At 43.8% G+C, this 16227-nt stretch carries 12 protein-coding genes; 5 read left to right on the top strand and 7 right to left on the bottom strand.

Annotated elements, in window-relative coordinates; translation table 11 throughout:
• Nucleotides 1-43: 43 nt before the first annotated feature.
• From AVL57_RS06110 to AVL57_RS06090, 5 genes are all read right to left on the bottom strand, one after another.
• A complete protein-coding gene (locus AVL57_RS06110; protein WP_057792148.1) occupies nucleotides 44-3124 on the bottom strand; it encodes an efflux RND transporter permease subunit in 3081 nt (1026 codons plus the stop codon).
• Nucleotides 3111-6488: an efflux RND transporter permease subunit gene (locus AVL57_RS06105; protein WP_057792146.1), complete on the bottom strand. Its 3378-nt coding sequence runs from the start codon at nucleotides 6486-6488 to the stop codon at nucleotides 3111-3113. Before AVL57_RS06105 ends, AVL57_RS06110 begins: the two co-directional genes overlap by 14 nt.
• A 24-nt stretch (nucleotides 6489-6512) precedes the next feature.
• Nucleotides 6513-7589 (bottom strand): efflux RND transporter periplasmic adaptor subunit, encoded by a 1077-nt coding sequence (locus tag AVL57_RS06100; RefSeq protein ID WP_057792144.1) that lies wholly within the window; start codon nucleotides 7587-7589, stop codon nucleotides 6513-6515.
• Nucleotides 7590-7782: 193 nt separating this feature from the next.
• Nucleotides 7783-8190 carry an OsmC family protein gene (locus tag AVL57_RS06095; protein WP_057792142.1) on the bottom strand — a complete coding sequence of 136 codons (408 nt, stop codon included), beginning with the start codon at nucleotides 8188-8190 and terminating at the stop codon, nucleotides 7783-7785.
• Nucleotides 8191-8216: 26 nt separating this feature from the next.
• Nucleotides 8217-9089, bottom strand: a complete 873-nt coding sequence (locus tag AVL57_RS06090; protein ID WP_057792140.1) for a CvfB family protein — start codon at nucleotides 9087-9089, stop codon at nucleotides 8217-8219.
• 65 nt (nucleotides 9090-9154) lie between these two features.
• Here AVL57_RS06090 and AVL57_RS06085 point away from each other — a divergent pair, with 65 nt between their 5' ends.
• The 4 genes from AVL57_RS06085 (at nucleotide 9155) to AVL57_RS06070 (ending at nucleotide 12490) form a co-directional block, all read left to right on the top strand.
• Nucleotides 9155-9883: a 5-oxoprolinase subunit PxpA gene (locus AVL57_RS06085; protein ID WP_057792138.1), complete on the top strand. Its 729-nt coding sequence runs from the start codon at nucleotides 9155-9157 to the stop codon at nucleotides 9881-9883.
• A gap of 111 nt (nucleotides 9884-9994) precedes the next feature.
• Nucleotides 9995-10699 carry a 5-oxoprolinase subunit B family protein gene (locus AVL57_RS06080; RefSeq protein ID WP_057792137.1) on the top strand — a complete coding sequence of 235 codons (705 nt, stop codon included), beginning with the start codon at nucleotides 9995-9997 and terminating at the stop codon, nucleotides 10697-10699.
• Nucleotides 10689-11621, top strand: coding sequence for a 5-oxoprolinase subunit C family protein (locus AVL57_RS06075; protein WP_057792135.1), 933 nt, complete (start codon nucleotides 10689-10691; stop codon nucleotides 11619-11621). Before AVL57_RS06080 ends, AVL57_RS06075 begins: the two co-directional genes overlap by 11 nt.
• Nucleotides 11622-11623: 2 nt before the next feature.
• Entirely contained in the window at nucleotides 11624-12490 is an 867-nt protein-coding gene (locus tag AVL57_RS06070; protein WP_057792133.1) for a D-amino acid aminotransferase, read from the top strand.
• 136 nt (nucleotides 12491-12626) lie between these two features.
• On the opposite strand, the gene AVL57_RS06065 is transcribed toward AVL57_RS06070, so the two are convergent.
• Nucleotides 12627-13634 carry a LacI family DNA-binding transcriptional regulator gene (locus AVL57_RS06065; protein WP_057792132.1) on the bottom strand — a complete coding sequence of 336 codons (1008 nt, stop codon included), beginning with the start codon at nucleotides 13632-13634 and terminating at the stop codon, nucleotides 12627-12629.
• 96 nt (nucleotides 13635-13730) lie between these two features.
• A complete protein-coding gene (locus tag AVL57_RS06060) occupies nucleotides 13731-14324 on the bottom strand; it encodes a gluconokinase (RefSeq protein ID WP_057792130.1) in 594 nt (197 codons plus the stop codon).
• Between the two features lie 284 nt (nucleotides 14325-14608).
• Here AVL57_RS06060 and AVL57_RS06055 point away from each other — a divergent pair, with 284 nt between their 5' ends.
• A complete protein-coding gene (locus tag AVL57_RS06055; protein WP_057792128.1) occupies nucleotides 14609-15949 on the top strand; it encodes a GntP family permease in 1341 nt (446 codons plus the stop codon).
• Nucleotides 15950-16227 lie beyond the last annotated feature (278 nt).

Raw genomic sequence — 16227 nt, 5'->3', positions numbered from 1 at the left:
TGTTTTTACACTATTTACGGCTTAGTCATTGCAACTACTCTACTCAAATTTTAATAAGTTTAGCTATTCTAGCTTGCCCGTTCACTATCATTCGCTGAGTATTAAACCGCAGTTTCAGTAGTAACACATAAGCAAGCGGCACCAAAAATAAACTGGTCATGGTGGAGAACACTAGCCCACCAATAATGGCAATTGCCATTGGCGAATAAGGCGGTCCGTCGCCACCTATTCTTGTTGCACCCATTGCCAGCGGTACTAGGCCGAGTACGGTTGTAGCCACTGTCATCAGAATGGGTCTAATACGAGATTGTGCCCCTTGCACAACCGCGTCGTAAAGGGTTATTCCCTCATTCACCAACTGGTTAATTCTATCAACCAAAACAATACCGTTATTCACGACAATTCCCATAAGAATTAGCATACCTATCATGCCCATTACCGACATGGGTGTCCCCGTGACCATAAACGCCCAAAAGACGCCGGTAAATGAAAAGAGTAGCGACGTAATTACCGAGGTAGGAAGTACTAGCGATTCAAATAGCGCAGCCATCACCACATATATCATGCACAAGGCGAGCAGCATATTCATTTGCATCACCCCGTTAGCCTCATCTTGACGTGAAAAACTGCCATCAAGCGTCCACTGGTAACCAGTAGGTAACTCTATGTGCGCTAGGGCTTGTTGAATACGTACTTTCGCGTCTTCTATGGTGGCATCGTCTTGTAAATTGGCACCAATATCTAACGCCGTTTGTCGGTAACTTCGATTAATTTGCGAAAGTTGCTGCACAACCGAAAAGTCTGCCACCATAGCAAGGGTAATTGCCCGCTCTTGATTGAAACCAATATTGATATGCTTAAGTGCATCCAAGGATTTTTGAACATCGCTGCCATAGCGAAGTTGAACATTAACTTCACCCGCATCACCATACCTAAATGTACGTAAATTAGCACCTCGTAGTGCAGTAGCCACAAGCTGGGCGACGTCACTCACCTGAATACCTAAGCGGTTTGCTTTTTCTCTATCTATTCGAATTTGAAGCTCGTCACGTTTAGAGCCAGTATCAGCTTTTACGTCAGTAAGTCCGTCAATATTGGCAAGTATAGGAATCAGACGCTCTGAGATTTCTAGTAGGGTATCTGAAGATTCACCCAACAAGGTAATGCGTACACCTCCACCATTGCCACTGTCCCATTGAAATGAGGGGCGAGCTCTTACGAAGGCAGGCATGTTTTCCCGAATATCTTCTTTAATAGCCCCTAGACTGACAGGAAGATCGTCGTTTAACGTTATTCCACTTACCGCATGACCTGGTGTGAAGTAGGTATAAACCTGCTTGATATGGAAGCGTTCTTGGTTTTCATATAAAAACGCCTCCATTTTATCCACCGTTTTTTCTACTTCATCAAGGGTGTAGTTTTGAGTAACGTGATAATTAAGCCATATACGTTCTTGGTTATCGTTACCTTCATCATCAGAGGTGACGACCTGCATAGGAATGATAGTAGAGAGCAAAATACCCAAAGCAATCAGTGATGTTTTTCCTTGATTTACCATTACCCACGACAGAATTCGACCATATCTCGAAATATAGCCTGGAGTACTGTTTTCCTTAGCTTCGGGAATCGCTATTTTTGTAGTCAGCAAAGGGATCAAGGTTTTAGCAATAAATAACGAGGCGAAAAGCGAGATACAAATGGCGATGGCGACGTGCTCTAAAAATATCGTGACGTCAATTTTCACTCCAACAATATTGGGTAAAAATACAATGGCCGTTGTGGCGGTTCCTGCAATAACCGCCAAGCTAACATTGTTAACCCCACGCTGGGTGGCGCGGCTAATGTTGTTATCTTGCTGTCGTTCTTGAAAGATACTTTCGGTAATAACCACCGCATTATCAACCAACATCCCCACCGCTAACATTAACCCCATTAAGGATAAAATATTTAGGGTGTAGCCCAATAAGTACATTACCCCTAAAGTGATGCAAATGGAGAAGGGGACCGAAAGTACCACAATTAATGTCGTAGTCAGTTGGCGTAAAAATAAATACAGCACCACGATAGAAAGTAATGCGCCTAACAACCCAGCACTTAGTAAATCAGACAGTGACGAGGTTACACTTTTTGCCACATCGTCCATAACAAACAAGTTAATACCGGTAAACGCAGGGTCAGACTTGGCTTCCTCTATCACCTCCATCACGGCAGATGAGACCTCAACTAAGTTACTGCCAGACTCTCTGAAAATATTAAAGCCTACTGCAAAGGTTCTATCTAGGTGACGACCTTCGCTTTGCTCCGGCAATTCGAAATTGATGGTGGCAATATCGGACAGTCGCACATTGGGTGATACCCACATGTTTTCGAAATCGGCCATGTCGGTAAATTCCCCAACGGGATTAACCAGTATTTTCTCGCCGTTGTCGTACATATAGCCTGCGGTTAACGAAAAGTTGGCGTCTTGCAGCTTTTGCCCTAAGGCAGTGACATCAACTTGATAGGCGGTCATTAATTTCGGATCTAACCGAATAGTAATTTGCCTTTTAAGTGTGCCGTAGAGTTCAACCTTAGATACGCCTGCTACACGCTCAATAGGGCGCTTTAAGTTGCGCTCTAGTAAGTCATACGCGAGCGATAAATCACGATCGCTCGATACCCGTAGCTGGAAAATAGGCATATCATTGGTGTTGAACTTGTACACCATGACACGCTCTACATCTGCAGGAAGCAAGTGACGGATAGCATCAATTTTTTCTCTAGCTTCTACACTTTTGGCTTTAAGGTTCTCATCCCAATCAAACTCAACGATTATTTCCGCTTTGTTTTCATACGACCTTGCCCGTAATCGCTTAATACCCGACATGGTGGCGATGGCTTCTTCCACCGGACGCGTGATCATGGTTTCAATTTCTACCGGCGTGGCATCGGGGTAGGGAACCTCAACCACCATTTCAGGAATATCGATGCCAGGGAATTTTTCTAGTGGCAGTAACTTTCCAGATACTGCGCCGAACAGCAGCATGGAGATAAACACCATGCCTATGGTCACCGGGCGGTTTAATGCAAAGCGTGCTAATGATGCGCCAATACCCTTTATCGTACCTTCATTAGGCGTTTTCATACGTACCTCCCGAAACCGCTGAGTCTTGATTTTTAACAACCACGGTTGATGCCTTTTTATCGAAAAGGCTATAAAGCACCGGCAGCAGTATTAGGGTAAGCAAGCTAGAAAATAGCAATCCGAAGATTACGGTAATGGCCATAGGTGTGCGTATTTCAGCGCCTTCACCCAATCCGAATGCCATGGGCATCAAGCCTAAAATGGTGGTAAGGGTTGTCATCACAATGGGGCGTAAACGGGTTTTTCCTGCATCGATGATGGCTGCGGTTTTTTCCATGCCGTTAGCACGCAATTGGTTAATGCGATCGACCAGCACAATGGCGTTGTTAACCACTATACCGCACAGCATAATAAGCCCAATGAACACCACCACGTTTAATGGCGTATTGGTAAGCCATAGGCCATACACCGAACCCGCACCAGCTAAGGGAACCGCAAACAGTATAAGCAGTGGATGCAGTAGTGATTCAAATTGCGACGCCATCACCAAGTACACCATAAAAATAGCCAGCGCTAAGGCAAATTGCAGCGACCTAAAGCTATCTTGCATATCTTCACTTTGCCCAGTCACCGTTGCATCCATCGACAAGGGAAGTTGCGTGTTGTCCAACACCTTATTGACTAAGGAAACAGCTTCATCCAGCTTCCCTTTTGCTAAATTGGCTGAAATTAATGCTACTCGCTGTTGGCCAATGCGCGTAATTTCACTGGGGCCAACGCTCATGTAAACATCGGCAACGGCACCAAGGGGAGTAGGTTGTGATGAATCAGGGTTTACGACAATGGCGCGTACATCGTTTATGTTGTCGCGCTGGCTGTCTTTGGTTCTTACCAGTACATCAACTTTTCTATCTTCAAGGCTATATTGTGTGGCAACTCGGCCACCAATTTTAGCTGCAATTAAAGACGACACCGTGGCAGCATCAAGGCCTAAACGAGATAACTTGGCATGATGAAACTCAATTTTTAGTTCTGGGTTACCTTCACGAATACTGGTAGCAATATCGGTGAAGTTATCGTGTGTACCTAATTCGTGGGCAATTTTATCGCTATAGGTTTGAAGTTGGCGTAAATCATAACCACTCACTTCAACTTGAATAGGCGAAGCAAATGTAAAAAGTTCAGGCTCAGTAAAGGTAGCTTGAACATTAGGGTAACGGTTAAGTGCATCGCGTAGAGCGGCCTTTACCTTATCCATATTGCTACTCGCATTTGTGTTTTCGCTCGCGCTGGTATCAGCATTAGGGTTCATTACAATATTGAGTCTTCCCCAATGATCGCCCCCTTGGCTAGGCGCGGCACTAATCAAACTTCCGGTACCCGACATAGCGTAAGTTCTTGCTACGTTTGAATCTGCCGCTGCTATTGCCGATAAGTTTGATAATGTCGCATCTGTCGTACTCAGTGGTGTTCCCGCTGGTAGAGTAATATCTACCGAGAATTCACCTTGCGACATCGTAGGAATAAGCTCCATACCTAATTTAGGAACAAGAAGTAGTGCACCAGCCGCTGACACTAAGGCTACTACGACCACAAGCGTTCTGGCCTTTAAGCTAGCAATTAGGGCACCGTGATATGCTTTCTCCAGGCCATTAAAGCCCTTATTAAATACCCACACCAAGGGCGTAAATAATAGCGACAAGCCCTTTGCAAGAATATGCCATGCACCAATTACTAAGGTAATTAGCGCAGCAGGCAAATACACAAACACAAAGCGAAGTATCATTGAAAAAGGCCATTTTATAAAATAGCCAATTTTCCCTAGCAAGCTAGTGGGGCGGGTTTTGGCGGGCGATAAAAAAGTATCTTCGTGAGCAAGCTTTGTTTTTTGCTTTCTTCGTGCCATGGCGGGAATAAGGGTAAGTGCCACAACCAACGAGGCGGCAAGTGCAAAGCTTACGGTGAGGGCTTGATCTTTAAACAGTTGGCCTGCAATGCCTTCTACAAAAATAAGCGGCACAAAAACGGCCATTGTGGTTAATGTAGAAGCGACAATGGCGCCTGATACTTCCTTAGTGCCCGATGCAGCTGGATCATCAGTTAAGGCGTTTGCACTAATAGTATCATTATCAGCAACAGTATCGTTTGCCAGCTTGGCTTGCTTACGCTTTTTATGGCGGTCGATGTTTTCTAACACCACAATACTGTTGTCGACAAGCAAACCCACAGCCAACGCAATTCCCCCTAAACTCATCATATTTAGGCTGATATCATTGGCGTACATTAGATTAAAGGTGGCAATAACCGATACTGGAATTGATACAGAGATGATAACTGTAGTCCAAAAATCTCTAAGGAATAGGTACAGCACTAACATAGCAAGCAGACCGCCCATTATTGCTGCAGATTTAACATTATCAATGGCTTGCTTAATAAATACACTCTGATCGTATATTTGCGTCAGTGTGTAATTCGCAGGAATGTCATTTTCAATTTCACTAAGACGAGAAGCTATTTTCTTTGCTACATCAACCGCATTCGCATCGCCTTCTTTGTATATCGCAATCTCAACCCCTTCATTACCATTGAAGCGAGTTACCACACTACGATCTTTATACGCACTTTCTACAGTAGCGACATCTTTCAATTGAATATTTCTATCTTCGAAACGGCCAATAAAAAGGTTTTCAATCTCTGTTAGGTTTTCAAATTGATTCAGAGTGCGCACTAAGAATGCTTGAGCATCGCCTTCAATACGACCACCCGCAGCATTTACATTTTCGGCTTTAATGCGATCGATAATACGAGTAATAGGGATAGATAACTGACTGGCTTTACGTTGGTCGATAAGAATGTGCACTTCGTTTTCAAGACCACCGCCAACACGCACAGCGGCAACACCTTCAACAGATTCGAGGGCCCGTTTCACTTGCTGCTCGCCGTATAACCGTAGCCTTTTCATTTGGGCGGTAGACAGTTGCCCCGAGAGCACATCTTCAGTAAGCCCCAGCTTGATGACTGGATCTAAACTTGGGTTAAAGCGCAACAGGCGAGGCTTCTCAATATCGAGAGGGAGTTGAAGTACATCAAGTTTTTCCCGTACTTCTAAGCTCGCGAAATCCATGTCGGTGCCCCATCTAAACGCCATTACCACGTCTGATTGACCGGCACGTGAAGTAGAGGTGACTTTTCTTACCCCTTTTACTACGCCAATAGCTTCTTCAATAGGCTTAGAGACAAGTTGTTCCACTTCGCCTGGGGCAGCTCCCGTATAATCGGTTCGAATAGTTAACGTGGGGTAGGAGAGGTCGGGCAGTAAATTAACTGATAATCGACCTAATGAAACCATACCAAACAACAGCACAGCAAAAGTAAACATAGACACGGCAACCGGGCGTTTAACCGCTATATCAACAATACGCATGGTATTTTCCTTCTTATAGCGGGCTTAGCCGTTGACTACATCTACAGGGGCTTGGTCTTTTAAGTTTTGGTGTCCAGCGGTAACGACTTTCTCGTCACCTTGAAGCCCGCTTAACACTTCAATCATTTCGTCTTGTTCAAAGCCGGTAACAATGTCGACTTTTGTGGCTATGTTGTCTTTAACAACAAAGACGCTATGTTGATTGTCCATCGTGATAAGGGCACGACGTGGAAGTAGCGTAGCGCTATTGTGGAGTGCATATTCGAGCGCCACGTCGGTAAACATGCCCGCTTTTAATACGTGTTTTTCATTTGGCACCGCAAGGGTCACTTTGAATGTGCCAGTGGCAGCATCAATAACAGGGCTAATTCGCTCGACAGATGCAGTTAACGATTTATTACCTAGTGCAGCAACAATAAGAGTTGCGGGTTGACCTACCGCCACATTTTGCAATTCATTCTCAGGTAAATACACCACACCTTGTAAATTCTGCTGTTGCACAATATGGAACATGCGCTCACGCTGGAAAGATTCCGTTAGGTTTCCTACTTTTGCATTTCGAGAAGCAATAAAACCGCTGATGGGGGCAGTAATGGTGGTTTCTTTTAAATCTAATTCAGCAAGATGAACCGACGCTTGGGCAGATTCATATTGAGCAGTCAGTTTGTCGTAGGTATCTACACTGATAAGGTTTTTAGAATAAACTTTGTTTACTTTATCTAACTCTCGCTCTAAACCGGTTAAATCTGCCTTTGCCTTAGCAAGGTTAAGTTCATATCTGCGTTTATCTAATTGCGCCAGAATTTGGCCTTTTTCAACGTAGTCACCTTCTTCTACCACTATCTGTTCAATAATGCCTGACGCTCTTGCAACCACAAACGCTTCTTCTCTCGCTTCCAGAATGGCGGTGGTTGTATAAGTAGAGCTAATTGAACCATTGGTTACTGCAGCGGCTTCTACCGGAATGGCTATCACCGCTTCAGAAATTTCTTCTGTGGGGTTTATAGCATCGGCGTCGGTACACGCACCTAGTAGCAAAGATAATGAGAGTATGCCGCCCGTAAGGGACAGTGTGCGAAGAGTGTTAAACGAAGCGTCCATGGTCAAATACCTGATTGTTGTCGTTAATTATTAGATTATTAGCTTATTAGCAACATACAGCAGCAACCATGCCAGTAAATGTAAGAAGATATTTATATGTTAATAATCAGGTGGTTAGCTTGGTTTTGGTGAGGAAATAAAAAAGGGCCATCAATCACTGATAGCCCTTTACACTAATAGATGGTGTATTAGCCTAATTCTGTGTGGATTCAACTAAAGTATAGCTGGTGGTGATCTCCACATTGCCGGTTAGCATCAACATTACTGAGCAATACTTTTCAGTAGAAAGTTGTACCGCACGTGCTAATGCTTTCTCGGTCACGCTGCTTGCTACCACTGTGTAGTGAGCATGAATTTTTGTAAACACCCGTGGGGCGTCATCAGCACGATCGGCTTCTAATTCGCATTCACAGCTTTCAATTTCGTGACGACCTTTCTTAAGGATGTCTACCACATCAATACTGGAACATGCGCCAACGGCCATCAATACTGATTCCATTGGTGATACCGCATTTCCACTACCGTCCATGACGGTTTTATACCCACTGTCTGTTGTACCGGTGAAAGTGAGGTCTTTATCCCATGAAACTTGTGCTTTCATTGTACTTCCTACCTATTACTTCCTACTTACGATTGGGTGAGACGAACGGCGTCTGCGCCAATGGTGATTTTCTTTTGCTTATACAACGCGCCTAATGCTTTTTTATACGCGGCTTTACTCACATTAAAATGCTGGTAAATAGCATCGGGCGGACTTTTATCCGTGAGTGTTGAAATACCACCGTGGGCTTCCAAATCATCTAAGATGGCTTGCTGCAAGGCATCACGAGTTTCCTTATCATGACGTTGTAACACCACGTCAATCTTGCCATCTTCACGGATGGTTTTAACTACGCCATCAGTAGATTGCCCTACTTTAAGCGGTTTAAATGCATCACTATGAAATATTAGGCCCAAGGCTCTTTCGTTCAATACCACTTTAAAGCCTAAGTCAGACTTGGCATAAACTAAGCAACTTACATTTTCACCTTCACTAAGATAGGCGCTGCCTTCTTTAAGGAAGTAATGCAAACGGGTTGCCCCTAAAATTCGATTTGTTTTTTCATCAAAGAAAGCGTGAACAACGTAATACATACCGGGATCGATAGGCGATTCTTGATAATCGGCGGGTATGAGTAAGTCGTTCTCTAAGCCCCAGTCGAAGAAAGCACCAAAGTGTGTAGCAGAGACCGCTTTAAGTACCTTGGTTTCACCTACTTGTATGCGCGGTGGCTTCAAGGTAGCAAACAAATCGCCGCGCTGATCGGTAGCCACAAACACATCTAAGGTTTGTTCCACTTCCAGCGGTGTGGTTACTTCATCGTGAGGTAAGGTTACAGTAGGCATATCTTCACTACTGTAGTCGGTTGAATCTACATTATCGGTAAGTGGCGCTAATGCATAGCCGAACGGATATTCCGCTACCACTTTTAATGTATTAATTTTTCCAATATTTATCATTAACACTGACTTTTAAAAAAGAACAGGTAACATGATATCGGATTGAGGTTAAGAGCTAAACACTTATGAAGTTAAATTGCGATTTAGGTGAAAGTTTCGGTGCATGGCAAATGCCTGTAGATGCCGACATTATGAAATTTATAGACCAAGCTAACATTGCGTGCGGCTTTCATGCTGGCGATCCCGTGGTGATGAAACAAGCTTTGTATCTGGCAAAAAACAGTAATGTAGAAATAGGCGCGCATCCTTCTTATCCCGATTTACAAGGGTTTGGACGTCGAAGTCTCGCTATGCCAATAAAAGAACTGATAGCCTGTGTTCAATATCAAGTAAGTGCATTGATGGGCATGGCCAGTATCGTTGGCGTGCCAGTGAGTTATGTGAAACCCCATGGTGCGTTATACAACGATATGATGCTTGACCCTCAAGTGCGCACTGCAGTTATGCAAGCTGTGGGTAGTATTAATAAAGGTCGCTTGGGGCTGATGGTGCAATCTCATGCGCACAATGAAGCGCTGTTGCTTGAAGCGCAAGAATATGGATTGTCGCTAATATTCGAAGCGTTTTCCGACCGTCGTTATACCGATGAAGGTTTTTTGCAGCCCCGCTCACAAGAAGGCGCGGTGTTAACTGCCGCAGAAGCGTTAACGCAAGCAAAGCTTTTGATTGAAGATGGGGAAGTCATTACTGTTAGCGGGCAAAGATTGCCATTACAGGCTGACACACTGTGCGTGCATGGCGATACTGCCGGTGCAGTTGAAATTGCGCAACAAATTCGTGTATGCATGAAATAGACGGCATGAAGGCATAAGCAATAGCGCTAAGCGTATTCATTCTTTACTTAATAAATCACGCAAATGCCTTAACATCGCCACAATTTCACCCTTTTTATTAAGGATATTACTATGCATCCCTTTGGGGATATTAAGCAGATTGTACCTGCTGGTTTAGATGCCATACTTTTGTATTTCGCGGGCGACACGGTAGATGCTGCCAATGCGCGATGTCAGCATTGGTTGCATGCCATTACGAACTTGGCGTTTCCATGGCTAAAAGAATGCGTGCCGGCATACGATTCGTTGCTGCTGGTTTTTGATGCCCACAAAGTGGATAGCCATTATGTTTATCAGATGCTTCGCTCACTGGCAGCGCAAGATCCAAAGATAAGGATAAATGGTACTGACGGTGTTAGTGTGAAAACTCATGAAATACCCGTGTGGTACGGCGCAGAAACGGCTAACGACTTAGCGTTGGTTAGTCAGAAAACGGGCTTAAGCGAGCAGGATATTATTGATGCTCACATCAGCATGACTTACAAAGTTTACGCTGTAGGCTTCGCGCCGGGCTTTGCTTATATGGGGAACGTGCCCGCTACCTTGCACTGCGCTAGATTAGAAACGCCACGAAAGCAGGTACCAAAAGGGGCGGTTGCCATTGCCGATGCGCAAACCGCTATTTACCCCTCGTCATCGCCTGGTGGCTGGCACTTGTTGGGTCTATGCCCACTAAACTTAGTTGATACTAGCCATAACGCGCTTTTAAAAGTAGGTGATAATGTAAAGTTCGCACCTATTTCAGAACAGGAATTTAGAGACTTGCATGAAGGTTAGTGTTGAACAGAACGGTTTGCTGAGCCTAATTATCGACAGCGGTCGGCAAGGTAAACAGCATCAAGGCTTTTGTCAGTCAGGCCCAATGGATGAAGAAGCATATTGGTGGGCGAATTATCTAGCTGGTAACCAAGAAAATACGCCTTGTATTGAAATTATAGGCTGCGCAGTATTTGTATTTGATACCAACGGGCAGTTGGCGGCTACCGGTCGCAATGTGGTTTGCTTGGTCAATGGTCAATCGGTTTCCCCATTTGAAACCATCTTTGTTAAAGCTGGTGATAGGGTATCCATCGACAGTGAACACATGGGCAGCAAAGCCTATCTAGCTATACAAGGGCGGTGGCAAGTGCCATTACCTTTAGGCAGTGCGTGCACGGTTTTGCGCGAGGGGATAGGCGGCCTTGAAAACAAAGGTGCACCGTTAGGGGTTGGCGATGCTATCGATATTGAAACCCCAGCATTACGAAGCGCTCACAGAGCGCTGGCATCGAAGCACTGGCCGCGTTACGACTTGAACCAACCCATATCGTTAATTCTTGGTTACCAAGAAGACAAATTTAACGCTTCTGAAAAAGGGCGGTTGTTTTTAAATGATTACACGGTAACAACCAATATTAATCGTATGGGCTATCGATTGTCTGGTGCCCCCATACATAGCCACATTACTAAAATGCGCTCAGAAGCAATACACATTGGCGCGATGCAAATTCCGCCCGATGGACAACCTATTGTGATGATGCGAGATAGACAAACCTTAGGAGGCTACCCCAAGCTTGGCAGTGTAAGTTTGCTTGATGTTAATCGTTTAGCACAAGCGGTGCCGGGGGAGACTGTTACTTTCATAAGTCAGCACTACGACGATGCTCGCGCCGCATTTTTATTGAATTGGCAAAAACGACTTCGCCTTACAGGAGAATAAGAGTGACCATTGCATTTTTAAACGGCGAATTCATGCCGTTATCAGAAGCTAAAATATCCCCCATGGACCGAGGCTTTTTGTTCGGGGATGGCATTTATGAAGTGATACCCACTTATCATGGGAAGGCAGTGGGCATGACAGGGCACTTAAGCAGAATGCGCGATGGATTAGCTGCAATTTCTATCACTAACCCTTATAGTGCAAAGCAGTGGCAGCAAAACTTAGATGGGCTTATTGACGCCAATGCCAGCCATTTTCCAAGCGGAAATATTGGCGTGTATTTTCATATTAGTAGAGGCACGGACACCAAGCGTTATCATGCCTACCCGCAAAATATTACGCCCACCGTATTTGGTTTTGCATTTGAAATTGCACCCGCTCAACCGCTAGAAGCAGATAAAGTTAAACCGTTCAAAGTAGCGCTTGAAGAAGATAAGCGTTGGCAGCGATGCCATATCAAATCAACGTCATTGTTAGGTAATGTCATGCACTTTCAAGCGGGGGTAGAAAGTGGTGTGCAAGAAACTATTTTGCACAATAGTGACGGTATTATCACTGAGGCAAGTTCATGTAACGTTTTCATGGTAAAAGATAATGCTATTTTCACCCCACCTTTAGATAACCAACTTTTACCCGGGATCACCCGCCAAATAGCGTTAGAAGCATTTAAACAAGCGGGCTTGGTAGTAGAAGAAAAGTGGTTCACCACGGAAGATTTATTCAATGCAGACGAAGTGTGGTTAACATCTTCAAGCAAAGAAATTGCCCCTGTAATTGAAGTTGATGGTAAAACCATTGGTATTGGTGAAGTAGGGCAGATGTGGGAAAAAGCCATAAAGGCTTATCACAATTATAAGTTTGAGGCTTAGGTAACAGAGTTAAAAAACTTACGTTAAAAGCTCAAACTTAGGGCTTAAAACGAAACGCTTGATGTTTGAAGCCTGAATCTAAGCCTGTAACACTGCTGTAAAATGAAGGGTAGGGAAGCGCAAGCAGGCAAAATGCCTAGGCGGTTTCCCTAATTTTAATATGGTAAGGAAACACTTTACTTGTTTCGCTTACACTTTTACCTTCAATAACTGATATCAATGAACGGGTGGCTAATTCAGCCATCTCCCTTCTTGGTGTGGATACCGTGGTAAGGGAAGGGTAAATAGCTTTCGCAAAGCTCAAATCGTTGAAACCACATATATCAATGTCTTTTCCCGGTTTGATCCCCCGGCGATTGCATTCCATTACAGCTCCGGCTGCAAGTTCATCACTAACAAAAAATATGGCATCTAAGTCTGGCCATTTGTGAAGCGATTCCACTAGCAATTCAGCGCCCGCTTGAAATGAGGCATCAGCACGTGACTGAAGGCACATATCATCTTGCAACTGTGCATTATGAAGGGCTTGCTCCCAGCCTCGTTTTCTAAGTACAGCACGCCAATCAAGCAGCAATGAACAAAAAGCAATTTTCTTTCTGCCCTTTACGTTTACTAAATAGTCAGTCATTTCTTTTCCCGCATTGAAATGATCTACACCATAGTTGATATCAAAAGTAGAATCCGACATATCCATAATTTCCGCCACCGGTGCATCGGTGGTTTTTAACATTTTTATGGTTTCGTCGGTGTGGCGACTAGAAGTGAGAATAAAACCTGAAACCGCTTGTTGAATATAAGATTCAACAATACGTTCCTCTCCTAATTCTGAATAGGTAGCGTCACCAATCATTAATGCATAGCCAAGTTCATCAGCAACGGCTTTCACGCCTGAAACTACATCATTAAAAACATTGTTTCCAAATGAAGGGAGTAGTAACGCAATCGTTTTATTGTTTTGAATAGATAAACTTTGTGCTGCACGGTTGGGGATGTAATTTAAGTCCTTAGCCGCTTTCTTTATTTTCAGCGATAACGCTTTAGAAATACTACTTGAATCTTTAAGTGCGCGGGAAACCGTAGTTTTGTGAATACCTAAATGTGCTGCGATATCTGAAATGGTTGTACGTTTTTTTATATTTTTCATAGGGTATATTCAATTTTTATTACTTGTGCGCAGTTTACATTTTAAGCCGTGATGAGGGCGCTATACGGCTGTATAAAAGGGACTTTAATTTTTGGGTTATGTCGCCTCTGTCACTGAGCTTATAAACGTTTTACAGGTAGCCACTACCTCATCGACACTTTGTGTCACGTCTACAAAGAAAGCCTCATCTTTAGTGGGTACCTCAAGGGTAGAAAACTGACTTTTGAGCATATCATCGCCCACAAAAAAATGCTGTCTTTGTTTAAGCCTCTGGCCAATGGTATCGGTAGAGCCATGTAAGTAGATGAACCTTACATTTGATTGAACGCCTTTAGCTAATGGACTTGTTTTCTCTTCAGCTAGTTTTCCTGTTAGCCCTTCACCCATGCCTTCACCCATGCCTTCACATAGTCTGGCTCGGTAGGATGCTTTAAGCGCTGAACAAGAAATAATAGCGCTTTGATTATTTGCCAAATGATCTTTGGCAATTTTATTCAAATGGGTTAGCCAGTCCCATCTGTCAGCATCTTCTAACGGAATACCAGCAGACATTTTTTCTACGCTAGCGGCAGGGTGATAACTATCACCTTCCTCAAAAACGAGTCCCAGTTGAGAAGCTACACGCTCGCCGATGGTAGATTTCCCTGTGCCTGAAACCCCAGTAATAAAGAAAACGGTATTTGCAGTCATTCATCTACCTTTTTGATTCAATGCTAAGCAATGAGCCCGACACTACATTGATTAATTTAAAATAAGCATAATTCGGAAACCGGTTGCGTTCAAGATTTCTTTATAATATTGTTACGGCGAATAAACAATTTGTTAACGTAGCGTTGCGTGGAATAACAACGGGTTGCCAGAGGTGTTCTCTGTTTACTAAATAATAAAAATTATAATCGTGTACCTCAGATTTTTACGTGCCGCTAATTGCAGGTTCAAGTACGGACTTAAGTGCAGGTTTATAGGGAAGAAACATGTCAGATACTTTTTCACTTCTTTTTTTCGCCATCATCAGCATTGTGCTGCTTGCCTATTTGGTTATTGCTAAAAAAGTACATGCATTTATTGCCATTATTATTGCAGCAGCTTTTGTAGGATTAGGCACGGGAATGGACGCCACAGAAGTGCTCAATTCAATGCAAACCGGTATGGGAAATACCCTTGGATTTGTTGCCACCATAGTGGGGCTAGGCGCAATGTTCGGGCAATTCTTAGAAGAGTCGGGTGGTGTGGATAGACTGGCGCTAACCATCAAACAGAAGTTCGGTGAAAAAAATAGCCAATGGGCACTGGTAATAACCGGTTTCCTTGTGGCGATACCTGTGTTTTTTGAGGTAGGACTCATTATATTAATGCCCTTGATATACTCAATGGCGCAAAAAACCGGTAAGTCATTAATTTATTATGGCATTCCTTTAGCTGCTGGGCTTGCGGTTACCCATGCCTTTATTCCCCCCACGCCTGGGCCAGTTGCCGTGGCGTCTATTTTGAATGCTGATATAGGCCTAGTGATTTTATTTGGTTTTATTGTTGGTGTGCCATGTGCCTGTATTGCTGGCCCAATTTACGCATCGTATATCGCCAAAAAAATCTACGTGCCAGTGCCGGAACATATTAGAAATATCGAGGCTAGGCCAGTAGAAGCATTGCCCTCGTTTTCATTAGTGGCCGCATTGTTATTCTTTCCTCTGGTAGTGATCCTCATCGGGTCAATTGCTAAATTTGTGTTAGCCGACGGAATAGTAAAACAGGTATTTATTTTTGTTGGACATCCATTTATCGCACTCACCATCGCGACTTTGGCATGTTTTAAGTGGCTGGGTAAAAACCAAGGCTTAAGTGCAGATCAAGTGAGAAATGTGGCATCGAAAGGGTTAGAGCCAGTAGCACTTGTGATATTAGTGACAGGTGCGGGTGGTATGTTTAAACAAGTATTAATCGATTCGGGGGCAGGACAAGCTTTTGCTGATGTGGTGGCGCTTTCACCCTTACCACCGCTTATGGCTGGGTTTCTTATTGCCATTTCTGTAAGAATCATTCAAGGCTCGGCAACGGTTGCAATGTTAACGGCTGCAGGTCTGATGGCACCCGTGGTAAATGCACTGTCGTTATCACCGTCTTTATTAGCGCTAATGACCATCTCTATCGCTGCTGGTGCAACAGCTATGTCTCACGTAAACGATACGGGGTTTTGGATCATTAACCGATATTTCGATATCTCAGTAAAAAATACCTTAATTTCTTGGACCTGCATGGCAACTATCATTGGCGTTGTCGGGCTGATGCTAACACTCCTCTTAGCCATGTTCGTCTAATACTCACTCATCAATAAATACAAATACCCAACCTGTCTTAAAGGGGGGGGGATATGGACTATTTCTGCATTTGTTCAGGAAACCGGTTTTTTTAAAAAGAATGTTTTTTATCCGATGGGGTAGACCACGGTATTGAACAAACTCGCTGTAATGGGTAGCAATTTAAATGATGATTAAAGCTCTAACCTAGTTGAGGCGAAATTGGTACGACACAATGCGATGTAATTCTTCAAACTAAAAAGGCCCTTCAATTTACATTGAAGGGCCTTATTGATATG

Origin of the sequence: Alteromonas stellipolaris (assembly GCF_001562115.1) — a bacterium.
Lineage (GTDB): Bacteria > Pseudomonadota > Gammaproteobacteria > Enterobacterales > Alteromonadaceae > Alteromonas > Alteromonas stellipolaris.
Note: the sequence above shows the minus strand (reverse complement) of the source record. Positions and strands in the feature narration are given on the sequence as shown.